11 protein-coding genes and 1 pseudogene are annotated in these 19,913 nt (G+C 39.1%); all 12 read right to left on the minus strand.

Going from position 1 to position 19,913, the window contains the following annotated elements:
• Positions 1–165: 165 nt before the first annotated feature.
• On the minus strand, positions 166–663 hold the full coding sequence (locus BOQ62_RS08480) for a phosphoheptose isomerase (RefSeq protein ID WP_129038651.1): 498 nt from the start codon (positions 661–663) through the stop codon (positions 166–168).
• Positions 664–687: 24 nt separating this feature from the next.
• Positions 688–2,969: pseudogene (locus BOQ62_RS08485) on the minus strand (GH92 family glycosyl hydrolase).
• 22 nt (positions 2,970–2,991) lie between these two features.
• Positions 2,992–3,852 carry an ROK family protein gene (locus BOQ62_RS08490; protein ID WP_129038653.1) on the minus strand — a complete coding sequence of 287 codons (861 nt, stop codon included), beginning with the start codon at positions 3,850–3,852 and terminating at the stop codon, positions 2,992–2,994.
• A 132-nt stretch (positions 3,853–3,984) separates the two neighbouring features.
• On the minus strand, positions 3,985–6,393 hold the full coding sequence (locus BOQ62_RS08495; protein ID WP_129038655.1) for an endo-beta-N-acetylglucosaminidase H: 2,409 nt from the start codon (positions 6,391–6,393) through the stop codon (positions 3,985–3,987).
• A 58-nt stretch (positions 6,394–6,451) separates the two neighbouring features.
• Positions 6,452–8,602, minus strand: coding sequence for an endo-beta-N-acetylglucosaminidase H (locus tag BOQ62_RS08500; protein ID WP_129038656.1), 2,151 nt, complete (start codon positions 8,600–8,602; stop codon positions 6,452–6,454).
• A 109-nt stretch (positions 8,603–8,711) separates the two neighbouring features.
• Positions 8,712–10,139, minus strand: a complete 1,428-nt coding sequence (locus tag BOQ62_RS08505) for a glycoside hydrolase family 125 protein (protein WP_129038658.1) — start codon at positions 10,137–10,139, stop codon at positions 8,712–8,714.
• 37 nt (positions 10,140–10,176) lie between these two features.
• A complete protein-coding gene (locus BOQ62_RS08510; RefSeq protein WP_129038660.1) occupies positions 10,177–12,408 on the minus strand; it encodes a GH92 family glycosyl hydrolase in 2,232 nt (743 codons plus the stop codon).
• Positions 12,409–12,524: 116 nt separating this feature from the next.
• Positions 12,525–13,496, minus strand: coding sequence for a glycoside hydrolase family 130 protein (locus tag BOQ62_RS08515; protein ID WP_129038662.1), 972 nt, complete (start codon positions 13,494–13,496; stop codon positions 12,525–12,527).
• Positions 13,497–13,526: 30 nt separating this feature from the next.
• Positions 13,527–14,828, minus strand: coding sequence for an MFS transporter (locus BOQ62_RS08520; protein WP_129038664.1), 1,302 nt, complete (start codon positions 14,826–14,828; stop codon positions 13,527–13,529).
• A 172-nt stretch (positions 14,829–15,000) separates the two neighbouring features.
• Positions 15,001–15,549, minus strand: a complete 549-nt coding sequence (locus tag BOQ62_RS23855; RefSeq protein WP_262708317.1) for a SusD/RagB family nutrient-binding outer membrane lipoprotein — start codon at positions 15,547–15,549, stop codon at positions 15,001–15,003.
• Positions 15,546–16,625 (minus strand): SusD/RagB family nutrient-binding outer membrane lipoprotein, encoded by a 1,080-nt coding sequence (locus tag BOQ62_RS23860; protein WP_262708318.1) that lies wholly within the window; start codon positions 16,623–16,625, stop codon positions 15,546–15,548. The genes BOQ62_RS23855 and BOQ62_RS23860 overlap by 4 nt, the downstream gene beginning before the upstream one ends.
• A gap of 17 nt (positions 16,626–16,642) precedes the next feature.
• Entirely contained in the window at positions 16,643–19,603 is a 2,961-nt protein-coding gene (locus BOQ62_RS08530; protein ID WP_129038666.1) for a SusC/RagA family TonB-linked outer membrane protein, read from the minus strand.
• Positions 19,604–19,913: the final 310 nt, after the last annotated feature.

The following is a 19,913-nucleotide window of genomic DNA, read 5'->3' on the forward strand; positions in this document are numbered from 1 at the left end:
CAGAAACCTATAAGGTTTGATTTTACCATAAGCAGGTAAAATTTGCCACTCATAACGGAGGAAATCCAAGAGTTATGAAACCCTCAAATAACTTCCACCTTCCAGCCTCAAGCTTCCTTATTAATAAAAAGAATCGGCTTCAATATTGAAGCCGATTCTTTTTATTTATCTTCCAAAGTCATCCTGTACTCTTACGATATCATCTTCATCTGAAGGATTGGATGCATCCGTATGCTGCCAGATTTCAGCAACAATTCCCCAGCCTGCAAGACCAATTAATCTGTGTCTTTCACCCTGTTGAAGTTTTACCTGATCTTTCGGGCCGTATTCTCCCAACTCTCCTTCTTCATCGGTATTGCTTCTTTTGATTCCTACTGTTCCTTCCACTACCTGCCAGATTTCGGCTCTTCTGTGGTGGTACTGCCAGCTTAATCTTGCTTCCGGAGCTACGATAAGGATTTTCGGGCTTAGCTTCCCTCCTATTCTCAGGTTGTCTACATCAATCCCATCGAAATATTGGTTAGCAAAATCCTGTGCCTGCGTTTCATCAATCACAAAGAAACCTCCCCATGGTCTTGTATCATCTTTTGCTGCAATGTTAAAACCTTGTCCTTTCAGCATGCTCTCTACTCTCTCGAATATTTCTTTTTTTTCTGTACTCATACAGCTATATTTTTAATTTAAAAATTATTTATTTGATTCTTCTTTTGACATTGAATAAGGAAAGTCTTTTTCCTGTGAACCTCTTTCTTTATTGGGTTTGCCGTCCATTTTAAAGTCTAAAACGGCCCCCTTCATCAGTTCTTTATGACTCAGCCAGTTTTTGGAATAAGACTGTTGGTTTACATTCAATGATTTTACATATAGATTTTCTGCGTTGTTTTCCGGAGCTTTTATTTCAATTTTCTTACCATTTTCCAAATGATGGTAGCTTCTTTAAATAATGGTGCTCCCAACACGTATTGATCCGTTGCCGGTGTCACCGGATAAAAGCCTAAAGCTGAGAAAATATACCATGCAGAAGTCTGTCCGTTATCTTCATCACCGCAATATCCGTCCGGAGTTGCATGGTAAAGCTTATTCATCACCTGTCTTGCCCAATATTGAGTTTTATAAGGTGCTCCTGCATAATTATACAGATAGATCATATGTTGGATAGGCTGGTTTCCGTGGGCATACTGACCCATATTCATGATCTGCATTTCTCTGATCTCGTGGATCACACCGCCGTAATAACTGTCATCAAAAACCGGAGGCAATGAGAATACCTCATCTAATTTGGCTTCAAATTTCTTTTTCCCACCCATCAGTTCTGCCAGTCCATCAATGTCCTGGAAAACCGACCATGTGTAATGCCAGCTGTTTCCTTCCGTGAAAGCATCTCCCCATTTGAAAGGATTGAAAGGTTTCTGGAAATTACCGTCTTTATTTTTACCACGCATTAAGCCTGTTTCCTTATCAAATACATTTTTGTAATTATAGGCTCTTTTCTTATAGATATCAATCTCAGAAGCAGGTTTTCCAAGTGCTTTTCCTAACTGATAAATCGAAAAATCGTCATAAGCATACTCCAATGTTCTGGCAGCATTTTCATTGATCTTTACATCGTAAGGTACATAGCCTAATCTATTGTAATATTCTACACCTGCACGGCCTACCGCTTCTATAGGTCCTTCATTATTCGCACCATGCTTTACTGCCTGCCAAAGCGCTTCCGTGTCATATCCACGAAGTCCCTTGATGTAAGCATCTGCTACTACGGATGCAGAATTGTTTCCAATCATGATATCAGAATATCCCGGACTGCTCCACTCTGGTAAGAAACCTCCTTCTTTGTAAGCATTGGCCAGTCCTTCCTGCATTTCTACATTAATGCTTGGGTAAACAAGGTTCAGGAAAGGATATAGAGCGCGGAAAGTATCCCAGAATCCGGTTCCGGCAAACATTCTTCCGTCAACAATTTTTCCGTTGTAAGGACTCCAGTGTTTTATTTTGTTCTGAGCATCTATTTCATATAACTTTTGTGGGAAAAATAAAGTTCTGTACAAAGAGGAATAAAAGGTTCTCATCTGCTGATCTGTTCCTCCTTTTACGTCTATTTTTCCTAATGTTTTATTCCAGATATTTTTAGCATCGGCTTTTACCTGTTCAAAATTTCTGTTTCCGATTTCTCTTTTAAGATTCAGTTCTGCCTGTTCAAAGCTGATGAATGAAGAGGCTACTTTTGCATAAACCGTTTCTTTATTTTTAAGTTTAAATCCTACTACAGCTCCGGTGTGATCACTGGTAATTTCTAACTGATCATTCACCAGTTTATCGTCTTTCCATGTTTTTGTCAGTTCAAAATCTTTATCAAACTGAATGACAAAGTAGTTTTTAAAGTTCTCATATTTCCCGGTAGAATATCTCGTTGTATAACCCAGAATTTTTCTTTCTTTCGGTAAAATCTTGATATAAGAGCCTTTATTCAAAGCATCAACCACTACGTAAGCGCTGTCTGTTTTTGGAAAATCAAATTTAAAATAAGAGGCTCTTTCAGTAGGGGTAAATTCTGTAGTAACATTGATGTCAGCAAGATAAACACTATAGAAATAAGGTGTGGTAACCTCAGCTTTATGGCTGAACCAGCTTGCTCTTTCATCTTCTTTAAACTTTACTTTTCCTACTCCCGGCATGATGGCAAAAGCGCCATAATCGTTCATCCAGGGAGATGGCTGGTGGGTTTGTTTAAATCCTTTTATTTTATCTGCATCATAGGTATATGCCCATCCGTCACCCATTTTACCGGTCTGGGGTGTCCAGATATTCATTCCCCAAGGAAGTCCGACAGCCGGATAAGTATTCCCATTGGATAATGACGGTTTGGATTGGGTTCCCATCAAAGGATTCACATAGTCTACGGGAGATACATTCTGACCTAGAGCCCAGGCCTGTAATAACAGTAAGCAAGTAGAAAATATAAACTTCATTGTATCTTTTCGTTTTGTTAATTTATATACGCTTTTTTAATGCATAGCTGGCAGCTCCAAGAATGGCCGCATCTTCAAAAATGGCGGAAATCTTAACCTGCAAGTTAATATTATTCTTTGTTAAATTTTGAATAAATCTTTGTTCAAAATAAGGATAAGCCTTGGCAATATTTCCTCCTATAACTAAAACTTCCGGTTTGTAATGAGCTACATATTTCACGATAAATTCTGAGAAAGTGTCTGCATATGCATCAAACATTTGGGTTTGTATTTCTTTGGGTTTATCCAGCAAATCTTTGGTTCCGGAGATTTCTTCTCCTGTGAGCTCTTTATAATGATTCACAAACCAGCGTGTCGCGAGATAGTCTTCACTGATAGAATCTCTGAAGGGAGAATCCCATAAGTCTTCATCGGTAGCAAATTCTCCATTGAAGAAAGTAGTTCCCAATCCTGTTCCAAGAGTCACTCCAAAAGCACTGTTGAAACCTTGGGCACATCCTCCGAATACTTCTCCTTCCATAAAGGCTGCAGCATCATTTACAAAGTGAATCTGCTCCTGAGAAATTTCTAATCTTTTTGCAAGCTCTTCTTTAATATTTATCTGATAGATATCAATGAATTTACCCTGCTGCATTAGTGATATTCCATTTTCATAATCGAAAGGGCCAGGCATTGCGATACCGATTAAAAGGTCTTCTTTTACCAGATCATGAGCCACTTTTTCAATGGCGGAAACCCAGGCACTGAAAATAACTTCTTTATTTTCGAAAGCATCTACATGTTCTCTTACATAGGTTGATGAAATGATTTCACGTTTTTCCGGATCTACCTGAGCCAACGTGATGTGTGACCCTCCAATATCGATTCCTACTATATTCTGCATTATTTTTTTATTTTAAATTCAAGACATCCCTGTGACTGAAAAAACAGACAAACAGAAGTGAGCTCCTGTCTGTCTGCTTTGTATTTCAGACTTTATTTCATTAATTTCGATAACTATTTCATTATCTGAATTTTACTTCACAATGATTTTACCGGTTGATAGTACTTTACTGTTGGCGGATGTAATCTTGTAAATATAAGTACCACTGATTAAATCCTGTGTATTCACTGCGTTATTATTTTGATTAATATTCTGTTTTTTGAACAATTTTCCTGAGGCATCATACAATGCCACTTCAATTGCCGAATTATCACTGATGGCAAAATGAATGTCATTTCCACGTTTCACAGGATTTGGATAAACTGCACTGTTCTCTTTTATGGATTCGATATCTTTCACGGCAAGAGATGAAGCACAGGCAACGTCTGTTCTCCAGTTGGCATCTGTCATACTGATCAGGGTTGCAAAATGAGTGTTAGCTGTAGCATCCAATGCACCTGAACCACTTCCTTCATCCATTTTCCAGTTGGCTTCAAGACCTGTAGAATTGGCAGGAACATTACAGCTATTACTTAAAATTTCCTGTGGAGTTAACGCTTTTTTCCAAACTCTGAATTCATCCAAGAAACCATTGATTGTTCGGGAATTGTCGTAGTTTCTTCCCAGATAAAGGATTCCGTTTGCGGTAAAGTTGCCCGTCACTGCAAAACTGGCATCAAGATTACCATTCACATAAATTTTCATGGCTGCACCATCATAAGTGGCTGCGATATGGTACCATGTATTGGTGTTGAATGCTGTATTCGTATTCAATTTCACTTGTGATGAACCGAAACTCAAAATAAACTGAAGTTTATTATTCGCTAAGTTTCCATCTCCGAAACGAAGCATTGCCGAGTTGTTATCTCCTACTTCAACGCCCATTACTGATGAGATGTAAGGGAAAGCAGATTTAAATGAATTTACTTTTACCCATCCTTCAAAGCTCACCGCATTTCCACTTAAATTAAATTGCCCTGCATTAAGATAATTGGTACTTCCGTTGAAAGCAAGAGATCTTGCACCCGGACTTGTAACCGGGGCGAAACCACTGTTGAATGATCCTTCTCCTGAATAAGTGCTTGTAGTTCCTCCTGCACATGAGGCCTGTACCTTCCACACATAGGATGTATTAGGGGTAAGATTTTGTAATGAATAAGAATTGGTGCTAACATTCTGGATTTCAGTCCAGGTTGTGGCAGCAGCAGTTTTATACTGTAGGGTATATGAAGTTGCATTTCCGGCATCCCATGATAGCTGAGCCGTATTACCAAGGAAACTTCCGGAAGTCAATCCTGATGGCGTAGTGCAGCCACTTCCGGAGTTAAACCTTGGTGCAAAAATATAAGTACTTGTTAATGTTGGTGAGCAGTTAGACTGGATTCTCCAATCGTAATTGGTATTCAGGGTAAGGTTGTTGATGACAATATTATTTCCTGAATAGTTATTGGCAACGTTTGTCCACACCGTTGAATTAGCTGGTTTATAATCAATATTGTAAGACTGGGACGCATTGGAAGTCCAGTTCAGTTGCGCTGAAGTTCCTGTGACATTGGAAATATCAAGCCCTAGTGGCGGATCACAGGTTTGTCCCTGAGACCATGAATATAATTGACCGCTTAAGAGTGTATTTTCATTGTAAAGGATATTAGATCCAGTACTCAGATAGCTGGCAACATTAGTTCCTGCAAGATCATACCACATAAACACACCATATTGATCATTTTTTGTGCTGGTCGCTAAGCTTGCCAGTGTAGTTGCAGATGTTGAGCTTGGATTCGAGTTTTGTATCCAGGTTGCAGCTGCAGAGATTTTGGATTTATCAAGGGGAGGAACAACAGGAGCATTGTAGGTACTGTACATGGCATTCCATGTATAATTGATATAATTTCCTGCTAAATCTCCATTATAAGTTTGTCTGGTTGTAGCCGGACCATAGTAGTAGAATGTAATCAGTTTATCCGGCATTGCCGCTTTCAATTCCTGCAAAAGCATTACAAAAGAACTGTTATTAGGCTGTCCTGTTCCGTTATTTCCGTATCCTGCATATTCGTCATCAAGGTCTACTCCATCCAGACCGTAAGTGTAAACAGTATGAGCAACCTGTAGAGCGAAATCTTTAGCAGCTTCGCGGTTAGGAAAATTAGAAATTCCTGCTCCCTGGTGGTTTCCTAAAAGATCCAGTAATACTTTTATCCCTTTTTGCTGTAAGGGTTTTACATAGGTATTAACATCATTCAGAACTTTGGTAACGTTATTATTGTTTGAGATATAAGCACGGCTTTTAGAAACATCATAGTTGATATTCGCTGCAAAAATAATAGCAACATCAAAAAGCTGTTTGTTCGTATTCTGCAGAGTATAGGAACCTGCGTTCAGCATATTGTTGTTGTTCACTTCCACATAGCAGACTCCCATAGGATTAAGCTGCTGTGCTTTGAGTGCAGGAGCTGATTGAAACATCAGAGCCATTAAGGGAATAAAAAAGGATTTTTTTCTCATAGTATATCAATTTTTGTAGTAGAAAAATCATTGGGCCGAAGCCCAATGACTGGGTTTGTTATTTTACAATTAGTTTTTCAGATTGTTTCAGGTTTCCATTATGAGATTCAAACTGGATGATATAATTTCCTGCTGAAATTCTGCTCAATTCGTATTGATTGTCTCCGGAGTTCAGTGATTTTGTGTCTACAATTCTTCCGTTAAAATCATAAACCGTTAGTTTTCCTTTACTGTATTCATCCGGAACAGAAACTGTCAATGATGAAGATTTGCTTACCGGATTAGGGTATAGTTTTATTTGATTTTTAATGCTTGTTTCTCCCACATTGATCGCCTTTTGGCCTGCAGTTCTTGCTAATGCTGAACTTCCTGTTGTACATGGTACATCTGTTCCCCAATTAGACGAATCAACACCCGTTAACGTTAAAGTCACTCCGTTTCCTGAAGTATCCTGAACGGTAGAACCACTTCCTTCGTTAAACTTCCAATAGGCAGCCAATGAAGTTGCCGGAACAGATACATTACACATATTCTGGCTGATTTCTGTCTGACTCAATGCACGCTTCCAAACTCTTACCTCATCTATTTTTCCATTGAAATTTCTTGATGTGTTGTATAAATATCCTACGTTGAATGCACCTGTGGAATTCAGACTTCCGGTTTGTGCTTTGGTGGCATCCAGAACTCCATTGATGTAAATTTTCATATTGGATCCATCGTAAGTAGCTGCTACATGATACCAGGTGTTGGCATTCAGAGCTGTTGCAGAAGCCAGTTTTTGCTGAACGTTATTAATACTTACCACAAACTGAAGTTTATTATTCGCCAGACCTGCATCTCCTAATCGTAAGAATGCGGAATTGCTGTCACTTACTTCTGTTCCCATAATAGAGGAAATATATGGAGACGCAGATTTGAATGACGAAGGTTTGATCCATCCTTCAAAAGATAGTGCAGAACCGCTTAGATTCAGACTTCCGGCAGCTCCTGATTCAGTGCTTCCATCCAAAGACAGAGCATAAGAACCCGTAGGCGTTGTTCCTGAAGTGCTTGTAAATCTTGGGGCAAACATATAGGCGCTTTTCACGCTGCAGTTGGTTCTTATTCTCCAGTCATATTCAGTATTGGCTGTTAATCCGGAAATGGTTACAGAAGTAGAACTTGTTGCAGACACTGCGTTCGTCCAGGTTGTTGAAGAAGCAGGTTTATAATCAATATCATAAGTATTGGTTCCTACGGCAGACCAGTTCAGTTTTGCACTTGTTCCTGTAAGATTACTTGTGTATAATCCGATAGGTGCATCACAATTGGTTCCTTGTGTCCAGGATTGTAAAGTACCGCTTAGAACAGTTGGTTCTCCGTATAAAGTCTGAGTTCCTGCTGAAAGCTGTGATGCTTCATTAGTTCCATGTAAATCATACCACATGAATACTCCGTAACCTCCATTTTTAGTTTGGGTGGCTAGACTTGTTGTTGTAGAATTGGAAGTATTTCCCATCCAAACGGCTGCAGGAGAGATTTGTGCTTTGGTAAGAGGTGGTACATTCGGAGCAGAGAATGTTCCGTACATGGCATTCCAGCTGTAATTAACGTTATCTCCTACTCTTGCTCCATTCCAGGATAGTCTTGAAGCGGCAGGACCATAATAATAGAATGAGATAATCTTATTCGGCAACAATGCTCTAAGCTCCTGAACAAGCATTACAAAAGAGCTGTCATTGGGCTGTCCTGTTCCGTTGTTCCCATATTCTGAGTATTCATCATCAAAATCAATTCCATCAAGACCGTAGGTATTCACTGTATTAGCCAACTGTAATGCAAAGTCTTTTGCAGCTTCACGGGTAGGAAAATTACAGATCCCTGCTCCTTGGTGATTCCCTAAAATAGTCAGTACTACTTTCATCCCTTTTTGCTGAAGTGGCTTTATGTAAGTATCTGCATTAGTAAGAACCTTCGTCACATTATTATTGGAATACAGATAAGCTCTACCACGGCTGGTATCATAATTAATATTAGCCGCAAAAATATTCACCACATTAAACAGGTAGCTGTTCGATGTCTGCAGTTTGTACGCTCCTGCATTCAGGAGGTTGTTGTTATTCACTTCCACATAGCAAATTCCGGTAGGATTAAGCTGCTGTGCATTAATCAGAGAACCAGACTGAAGCATCATGGCAATCAGTACGGTAAAGATGGATTTTTTTTTCATTGTATAATTTTTTTAAGGTGTTTTGGTGTGTGAATTTTATATAGCATTCCCCTGACACCTTCTTTTTCGGAAAGGAATCTCAGATGAATAAGCGATATAAAAGGGTGGGCTATGTCAGTAGCTCTGGGTTTTCGTTAAAGGTTTTCCATAACAATTCTCCAAATAAAGTATTTGCCCATGCAAACCATTCTCTGGTGAACTTTTTGGAGTCGTCTTTATGGAAGGATTCATGCATAAAGCCTGTTCCTCCGTGCGTTTTCTGTAAGGTATCTATACACCATCTGATCTCACTTTTGTCTTTGGTAGTGAGTGCCTTCATTATGATACTCATTGGCCAGATCATGTCAAGTCCGATATGTGGACCTCCTATTCCCTCTGCCAGCTTACCTTTGAAGAAGAACGGGTTATTTTCTGACCACACAAATTTTCTTGTATTCAAATATACAGGGTCATCAGCTTTCACCGCATCCAGATAAGGTAATCCTAACAAACTTGGACAGTTCGCATCATCCATCAGGTTATAACTTCCGAAGCCATTCACTTCAAAAGCATATATTTTTCCAAATTCAGGATGATTGTAAATTCCGTATTTCTTGATGGCTGCATCTACCTCATCAGCAAGGCTGTTCAGTTGTTGAGCCAATGTTTTTTCATTTTTAATTTGTGAAACCATTTCCGCAGCCTGACGTAAGCTTACCACAGCAAATAAGTTAGAAGGGATCAGGAATCCATAAATAGTAGCATCATCACTTGGACGGAACATAGAGCTGATCAATCCTACAGGTTTTGTTGGATAACCATATCCTCCCATAGGAACTCCGTCTGTAGCCCAAGCTGTAGTACGCTCGAATTTATAAGGTCCCAGATCATGTTTTCTCTGTTGTTCTGTAAAAGTCTGCAGGGTAAGTTTAATTCCTTTCAACCAGTTCGCATCAAAAGGTTTTGTATCTCCTGTGGTTTTCCAGAAGTGGTAGGCCAGACGGATAGGATAACAAAGCGAATCAATTTCCCATTTTCTTTCATGGGTTCCCGGCTTCATATCGGTGTGGTCATACTCTTTCCATTTACTGATCTTCTGATCATCATTGTAGAAAGCATTCGCATAAGGATCTTTAAGGATGAAATTAGTCTGTTTGTGGATTACTCCTGAGATCAGCTTATGTAATTTTTCATCTTTTTTAGAGAACTGCAGATAAGGGAAAACCTGTGCGGAACTGTCACGAAGCCACATGGCATCAATATCCCCAGTGATCACATAGGTATCCGGTGTTCCGCCGGTTTCTGTATAGTAAACAGTTGTATCTAATGTATTCGGGAAGCAGTTTTCAAAAAGCCAGCTCAGTTCTTTGTTTTTTACTTTCTTTTTAAACGCGGCAATAGCACTTTCTACGGATTCGCTGGTAAAATGTCTTTTATCTTTAGGAACGCGGACAACAGGAAAATCGTCCAACACTAAATTTTTAGCAAAAACATTTTGAGTAAACAGCAATCCGGCTCCTGCCAGTGCACTTGTTTTAATAAAATTTCTCCTTTCCATTGATACTTTTGTTTCGTTTATTTTATTTTTATTAGTCTTATTTTACAGGTTTGCTTCCCATTACGAATCTCAGTTCGCCTCCGTTCATGATATCGCTGTGGTTCAGTTCCCAACTTTTGTACTCTTTTCCGTTCAGGAACATTTTCTTTACATAGATATTTTTGTCAGATATTTTGTCTGCAATTACCGTAAATGTTTTTCCATTTTCCAGCTTTAATGATGCTTTCGGGAATTGTGGTGCACCGATGGCATACACAGGTTTCCCTGGTGTCACAGGATAGAATCCTAATGATGAGAAGATATACCATGCTGACATTTGACCACAATCTTCGTTGTTAACGATTCCATCCGGTTTAGCGGCATACATATTGTCACGGATGTATTTTACCATTTTCTGAGTCTTATAAGGACTTCCTGCGTAGTTGTACAGGTATGGAACATGATGACCCGGTTCGTCACCAAATCCTAAAGATCCAATGAATCCTGAGATATCTACATGCTGCTCCCCTTCCATATGAAGTGCTTCTGTAAAGGTTTTATCCAGTTTTTCTTCAAATCCTTTTTTCCCTCCATACAGATTCATCATTTCATCAATCTGATGAGGAACAAAGAAGTCATAAGCCCAGATGTTTCCGGAAACCCAGTGTGGTTGCAATTTTTTCCAGTCGTTAAGGGTAAAATCTGCTAAGAATTTTCCGTCTTTCTGTCTTGGCCAGAAGTGATTATTTTCTTTATTGAAGGTATTCAGGAAGTTCATAGAACGTTTTTTATACACTTCTGATTCTTCTTTTTTTCCTAATTTTTCTGCAAGTTGTTGAATACACCAGTCATCATAGGAGTATTCCAGTGTTGCGGAAACTGAAGCTCCGTTTTCTGATGGAGTGTAGCCTAACTTGATATAATCATTAAGACCTCCACCACCATCGCTGCTGCTCATTTTATCTGTTAAAGAAGCATCTTTCATCGCAGCAAATGCTTTTTCAGCATCAATACCCGGAACTCCTTTTGAAATGGCATCCCAGATTACCGAAGCACTGTGATAGCCTAACATACAGAAATTATCATATCCGCAAAGCTCCCAGATTGGCATGTGATCTTTACGATCTGTATATCTACTGATCAAAGAGTTAGCAAATTCTTTTGTATGTTTTTGATCCATAATAGTCAACAGAGGATGTGTCGCTCTGAATCCGTCCCAGTAAGAATAAGTACTGTAGTTGGTAAACCATTTGGTATTCATGTTTTCCTGAGCGGCAACATAGTCTCCATTCACATCCATGTAAAGGTTTGGAGCAATGAATGTATGGTAAACACCGGTATAGAAAATTTTTCTCTGGCTATCAGTTCCTCCTGTCACCTGGAATCTTCCAATCAGGTCTCTCCAGATCTTTTGTGCGGTTTCTTTTGCTTTGGCAAAGTCAACATTTGTTACTTCTGTATCGAAATTTTCCTGTGCATTTTCTGTACTTACCGGAGATAAAGAAACTTTTACTTCTATGCTTTCCTGATCTTCTGTTGAAAATCTTACAAAGGCTTTAGCATCTTTGGCAAGGGCAATTTTTTCATCATTTTTGATTTTTCCGTCAGCATACACGCCGTAAGACTTAAACGGTTTGGAAAACTCCATTACGAAGTAAGCAAATCGTTTACCTCCCCAGCCATTGCTGTAGCAGTACCCTTTGATTTTATTATTGCCTTCCACACTTACTAAAGTATGGTAGATATTTCCGAAGATTTTATTGGTAGGATCAATAATGATATTGGCTTCACTACTTTTCGGGAAAGTATATTTATGAAATCCGACTCTTGGGGAAGCAGTAAGCTCTGCTTTGATTCCATAACTGTCCAGCATAACGGAATAATATCCAGGAGACGCTATTTCTTTATCATGGGTAAATTTTGAACGGTAGCCTGTCTCAGGGTTTTCTTCAGATCCCGGAACCATTTTTACCTGTCCTACAGTAGGCATTACCAGAATATCTCCAAGGTCTGCCCATCCTGTTCCACTCAGATGGTTATGGCTAAATCCCATGATCGTTTTGCTGCTGTAGTGATATCCTGAACACCAGTCCCATTCGCCGCTTTTTGTATTCTGATCCGGGCTCAGCTGTATCATCCCGAATGGTGTGGTTGCCCCCGGAAATGTATGCCCATGTCCTCCTGTGCCTATGAATGGATCTACCCAGGATAAAACATCGTTTTTATTCTGCTGGGCATTGACTACAGAAATCAGGGTGGTAAAAAAGCAGATTAACAGTTCTTTTTTCATGATAAGAGAAGTATCGGAGATTTTTTTGTTTAAAAATAGGAAAACCATTATAAAATTCCCAATAAAAGGGAAAATTAAGATGATTAACCTATTTTCCTAAACTTTATATTACGGTATTAAATTGAATTCTTTTTCATAAAATCAATGATTTCTGAAATATATCCAAAGGCAATCGCAACTACGGTGTCAGCAGCCCCATAATATACTGTTACTTTGTCTCCTTCAGTTAATGCTGCACAAGGGAAAACCACATTCGGCACATCTCCTGTCAGTTCATACAATTCTGCTGGCGCCAACAGATAAGGTTTCGTTCTGTACAATACTTTTGTAGGATCTTCAAGGTCTAGCAAAGCTGCTCCCATTGAATACCTGAATCCTCTGCATGTATTGATCACTCCGTGATAGAAAAGCAGCCATCCTTCTTCTGTTTTGATCGGAACCGGCCCTCCTCCAATTTTTGTACACTGCCATGCACTATCTTCGAAAGGCGTTACTTTCATCACGCAACGGTGTTCACCCCAGTATTTCATATCAGGGCTATAGCTGATATAAATATCACCGAAAGGCGTATGTCCGTTATCACTCGGACGGCTCAACATGGCATATTTACCATTGATTTTTTCAGGGAACAAGACTCCGTTTCTGTTGAATGGAAGAAAGGCATTCTCACACTGAAAAAATTCTTTAAAATCAAAAGTATACCCAATTCCGATAGTAGGACCATTGTATCCGTTGCACCAAGTGATCCAGTAACGGTCTTCTATAAATGTTACACGGGGATCGTATTTGTAATCGGATTCAATCATATCCGTATTTCCTGCCTGCATTTCAATAGGGTCGTGATTGATGTCCCAATTGATTCCGTCTTTACTGAAACCAGCAAAAATATTCATCTGCACTGCCTTGTTGTCACAACGGAAGACTCCGGCAAATCCGTCCTCGAAAGGGATCACGGCACTGTTGAATATACTGTTGGATGTTGGTATCGCGTATCTGTTAATGATCGGGTTTTCGGAAAACCTCCACATAATATCATTGCAATCTTCCGGGCGATCCTGCCAAGGGATCATTACTGATTGAGCTGTCATAAAGTATTTTTTACTTTTTATTTTTAATTATTATGAATTGATTTGTTGTTCTTTCTGATTTTCCGGATGAGGGAAAGGGACAAATAAAGTGACCAAAAATGCAGGAATGGTAGCGATTAATACCCAGATAAAGAATATTTTGTATCCTACCCAGTCACTGATCATTCCACTAAACATTCCGGGAATCATTACGCCAAGATTCATAATTCCTGTTGCAAATGCGTAATGGGCCGTTTTGTGTTTTCCGGGTGCAATCTGCTGCATCATGTAGAGCATTAACCCTACAAAACCAAATCCATATCCGAAATATTCTACTACTACAGCAATTCCTACAGGCAAAAGAGTATCCGGCTGATAATGCGCTAATAATGCATACACCACAAAGGGAATATTGAATGCACAGCACAGCCATATCAAAGATCTTTTCAATCCACGGGCTGAGATAAAATATCCTGCCAATACGGAACCTAAGATGAATGCTGCGGAGCCGTATGTTCCATAAATAAGTCCGATATCTGAAGTGGATAGTCCCAATCCTCCTGACGTTCTTGGAGCTTTAAAAAATAAAGGAGCAATTTTGATGGCAAATCCTTCTGCAAAACGATACAGAATAATGAAGAGGATACACCATAAAATTTTCTTTTTGGTGAAAAAAGAGGTAATCACTTCCAAGAGTTCTTGACGAACGTTACCGGCTGTTTTCTCGTCTTTCTTCTCTTCTTTATTTTCTTTTGGCAGAATAAAATAGTGGTAAATAGCCAACACAAAAAACAGTAATGCATAAATCACCATAATGATCATCCACGCATGGGTAACGCCTTTTGTCTTTTCTAAAACACCAGCAAAATAAACGAGTGCACCACTGCTGATAATTTTCGCCAGGTTGTAAAAAGCCCCCTGCCAGCCGATATATTTTGCCTGCTCTTTATTGGTAAGAAAGCCAATATACGTTCCGTCTGCTACCACATCATGGGTAGCTCCACAAAATGCCACTACTGCAAAAAGCGCAATACTGTATTTGAAAAAATCATGCATGGGCAGACTTAAAGCTACTAATGCAAACAGAATTCCTATCGCAAACTGAGTAAAAACAACGAAGAATTTTTTTGTTTTATAGATCTCCAGAAACGGGCTCCAAAGAGGTTTTAGCGTCCAGGAGAACATGATAAGGGCAGTCCAGAATGTGATCTGCGAATCCGAAACACCCATATCTTTATACATGATTCCTGAAACCGCATTAATGGTTACAAAGGGCACTCCCATTGCAAAATATAACGTGGAAATCCAAAGAATTGGCTGAATCCGTCGGGTTTCGGAGTTGTTTTTTCCCATATTTAAAAATAAGATTCTAATAAAAGAGAACATCTCAACAATTCATTCAGGCTAAAAAACGAAACTATAATTTTTTGGAGATTCTACTCTATTCTCCTGCTTTAATGAATGTATCAAATAAAAATCTGATGTTGAGATGCCTCTTTATTAATGAGTGATTCTGAATATTTTTTTATTTTTTATCCCACCAAAGCTTAGTACCTCCGGTATCAGGACCGTTAAGCATCTGTGCGGCCTGCTGGTAATTATATAATGACGTTTTGGTATCAATAGTGAAAGGAATTCTTCTGATCATTGCTTCTGTACTGATGGCTCCGCCACTGTCATTTTTTCTTACTTTGAAAAGAATAGGATATCCTGTTCTCCTTTGTTCAGCCCATGCCTCTGGTCCGTTCGGGTAAAGGGAAAGCCATTTTTGAGTAATGATTCTTTCTAATTTTCTTTCGTTAGTATCGCCGTTATTCCATGCGATAGTGATTGTACTTAGCTGAGGGTGTCCTAAAGCAATGTTATTGTCTGCATTTTTCGGGTCTACATAAGGGGCTTCTGTAGAAGTGTTATCCGCAAGGTATGTTGCAACGCTTGCACTTTTGCCCCATTCTCCGAAAGACTGCTGAACTCCGGTAGTATAGTTGGTCTGAATATCACCTGCTCCTGCATATCCTCTTAAGGCTGCTTCGGCTTTTAGGAACCATGTTTCTGCGGCTGTGAATAATTTCATTTTACCATCAGTTCCTGAGAAATAATCTCCGCTGGCCGATTTTGCCTGTGGCTGAGAGAATCCTCCATATGTTGATTTACCATTAATAAATCAATTCCCTGACGTATTCCTATGTATTTCCCCTGAAGACTTGGATCTGATGCCGGAATAGCATAAGCAGGAAGTCTTGGGTCGTTATATCCGTTCATGTAAGCCATCAAAGGTGCTCCGATCAAACAGTCTCCCCACGAATAAATGATAAAGCTTAATTCTGACTGTCCTACACTGATTAAAGCATTATCTGCGTTATCAGTGATCAATCCCGCTGATGAAGCTAATGCCTCTTCTGCATATTGCTTTGATTTTGCAGGGTCTGCATAGCTCATTCTCATGGCTAGCCTCAGCTTTAATGAATTGGCAAATTTTGCCCATTGTGCCATATTTCCACCGTATACTAAATCAGCATTTTTCAGGGAAGATCTATCTTCTACATTTTTTGTTGCAGGCATTGCAATTACTTTTTGTAAATCTGCAATAGCGGCTGTAAGATCAGCAATAAAATAATTATACGCATCCTGCTGAGAATCGAAATCTGTAACCCCATTTGGATTTGGTGTTTCATATTTACTGTATACTACAGGGCCATGACTGTCGGATACTCTTGCAGCTGTAATCACTTTAAGGATCTTTTTCACCGCAAACGTTCCTGTGAAATCTACTCCTTGATAGTTGTTTTTAGCAGCATTATCAATAATGATAGAATAATTAAAGATATCCTGCTGTCTTGCAATAATTCTGTTGTTCCAGCCATCCATCATAGAGTACGTAAGATTGTTGACGCCTCCGTTGAATGGTGTTGCTGTACTGAACATTCCACTGTACATATCCGCACTTAGGTTAGGATACAGCTGATAATCTGACTGCAATCCTCTCTGGATAGATTTCATTGGGTTTACAACAGCGATAAAGTCTGCGTAAAAGTTTTCAGGGCCTCCCAGCTTTTCCTGATTATATTGATCAAAGTCATTGGTACATCCTGATGCGGAAAACAGCACTGCAGCTCCGAATACCAATGTTTTTATAGTATTGATTTTCATTTTCGTAATTGTAAAAGTTAGAAGTTCGCTTTTAATGATAATCCGATAGATCTGGTAACCGGCAGTCCGAATGAGTCTACTCCAACCCCTCCAGGTGTGTTTCCTGATACCTGTTCAGGATCGAACGGTGCTTTTTTGTAGAAGAAGAATAGATTGGTTCCTACTAAGCTTACCGTTGCATTTCTCAGATATTTTGAATCTACATCAAAGGTATAAGAAACTGATGCCTGACGTAAACGTACAGTGGTAGCACTATACAGATAAGCTTCATCTACTCCTTTTCCATATCCTTCAGTAGTTCCTACTCCTTTATAGTAATCTTTCGCATTCGTTAAACCTGTATAAGCCTGTCCTGCATTTGGCGTTCCCGGCGCATATACTGCATTTGGAATCGCTACACCGCCAGCATCTCTTGCATCAGCAGTAGCCTGGCTTACCCCATACAGATCATTTGCTTTTTCTGTAAGAGAAAGAACTTTTCCTCCGAATTTACCATCAATAAGGAAAGAGATTCCAAGTTTACCGATATTGAATGCGTTATTGAATCCAAGGATAAACTTAGGATTCGGGTTTCCTAAATAAGAAGGTGTACTTTCAGCTAAAGGAACTCCTTTTTCATTCACTAAAATACGTCCCTGATCATCTCTTTTGAATTTAATTCCGTAAAGATCTCCAAAAGATCCTCCCAGTTTAAGTCTTGTATAATCTCCCCCTCCGGTTAATGCGAAAAGCTGATCTTGTGGAATACTCAAGCTTGGCGGGAATAGCTCAACAATTCTGTTTTTGTTGGCAGAAGCGTTCAAAGTAGCCGTCCATCCGAATTTTTCGCCTCCAAAAATCTTGTAAGAAAGTGAAGATTCAAAACCTGTATTTCGGATTTTCCCTGCATTCAGGTAATATGACCCTGGCGCTAAACCTCCTAAATTTGAAAACACGGTTGTTTCTAATAACTGGTTACTCGTATTCGAGTTATAATACGTAATATCAAAGTTTAATCTGTTATTTAACAACCTCAACTCTGTACCTGCTTCAAATGTTTTATTCAATTCCGGTCTTGGAAGTAGGGCTTCAAAACCTGCCCCTGTAGCAAAAGAACTCTTAGGATATACAATAGTTCCTGCATCTACTCCATAGGTATAACCTTTATTATATTCAAGCATTGCATTGGAAATATTGGTAGGTAATCCTAATCCTACAGTAGCATATGAACCTCTTACTTTCCAGAAATTAATCACTTCCGGAAGCTTGAAGATAGAAGATAAGATAGCATTTGCTCCTACAGATTCATAATCAAATCCAGTTCTTCCCGTTAATGCTAACGTAGAATCCCAGTCATTTCTGAACGTCATATCTACATAGAACATATTCTTATATCCTACTGAAGCACTTGCAAATACAGACTGTACCTGCTTTTTCATATTGGTATAGGTATTATGATATCCATCTCCCGGTGATCTGTTGATATTCCACTGAAGGTTGTTCATCGTGAAAAGGTTCGGATTCGCCAGATAAGCGTTATCAATCTGTCCTATTTTATTTCTTGTCGTATTAATGCTTCCTCCAACAGTAAAATCTAATGAGATGGTCTCACTTATTTTAGGGCTACCGATTAACAAAACATCGCCATACGTGGACGTGTTTTCGTAGGTATTTTTAAGCATTCTACCATTAGTACCGTTTGCTAGTAAACTTGGTGCTGAGAAAGCTGCTATATCACGCTGGCTGTCTGAAATGTTCCAGCTATAGTTCCCTCTCACTCTTGCCGTTAACCAAGGATTAATCTGATAAGAAAGAGAAAGTGCTCCGTATGTATTTTTGTTGCTGACTGTAACAGGATTTCTGTTCAAGATCCAGTAAGGATTCTGTGTTACCGGATTTCCTTTGAAGCTTCCGTCCGGATTTACTTCCCACCAGTTTTGAGCTGGCAAAAATCTTGTTTTATCTAAATAAGAATAATTATTCTCTCCGTATTGGTCAAAATCTACTCCTCTCGGCAGCCAGTATAAACTCGTTAAAGGAGAAAAAGAAGCTCCAGGAGTCTGTCTGTTCTTACTTTCCTGTAATGATCCGATGAAGTTGGCATCTAATGTCAGTTTGTCATCCAAAAACTTACTTGAATTTCTGAAAGACACATTATACTGATCAAAATACGACATTGGAACTACTCCTTTATTGGTAGTATTCCCGATGGAGAAATAGCTGGTGGATCTTTCATTTCCGGACTGGAAAGAAAGGCTGTTTACCCAAGTCGTTCCGTTTTGCAGAAAGTCTTTCAGATAATCTTTAGAAGATCCTTTTGCTCCCCAGCTGTCTACAGCCTGTCCAGGTTGTGATCCTGCTACAGACGGATCGTAAGACAAATAGCTGTGTTGCAGTTTTGGAAGGCTATAGGCTCTGTCTACGGTAAGACTGGAACTGTAAGTAATTGAACTTTTCCCTGCACGTCCTTTTCTGGTGGTAATCAAAATAGCTCCGTTACCTCCGGCAGAACCGTACAATGCAGAAGCAGACGCTCCTTTCAGGAAGTTGATGCTTTCAATATCATCAGGGTTGATGGAGCTCAGTACATCTCCCGGATCCGGCATATTGGAATATTGCCCTATATCTGCAGATTTTCCTGTTCCGTTGATAATAGGGATACCATCAATTACATATAATGGCTGTGTATTGTTCACAGACTTGTTACCTCTCATGATCACCCTTACGGAGCTACCTACACCATTGGTTCTGTTGATCTGTACGTTGGAAACTTTTCCATTGATCGAATTTAATAGATTGGGAGTTTTCACTTCTGTAAGCTCATCTCCACCAATCTGCTGACTGGAATACGTCAAAGAGCGGGCCTGCCTTTTTATCCCCAAAGAGGTGACCACGACCTCTTCAATACTGGTTGTCTTCGTAGTATCGGCTGCTTTTTTCTCCTGTGCATTCGCAGTAAGTGAAAAAACGAACAGAACAGGTATAACTGCTTTTCTCATAAGGTTTAGATTCGTTAGATTTAATTGAGAATCAGTGACATTACTTTATTTTTCAATACAAAAAAATTATTGTTTTTTCAGCAAAAAATTGCTGTTTATGTATTAAATTATTTAAAGTTTTGTTAAGATTTAATTCACATTCACAAATCTAAATTTTGTAACCAGTCTGATATAATACTATTTTATCATAAAACGATATTATTTTTTCAGCAATTTTATTAAAACCGCATTAATCCTTTAAATATCAACAAAATACATCTGATTAAATTCAATCAGAAAAAGAGGATTTATCTTACTTTTTATCAAAAAA

The organism is Chryseobacterium sp. CH21 (assembly GCF_004119445.1).
Taxonomy (GTDB): Bacteria; Bacteroidota; Bacteroidia; order Flavobacteriales; family Weeksellaceae; genus Chryseobacterium.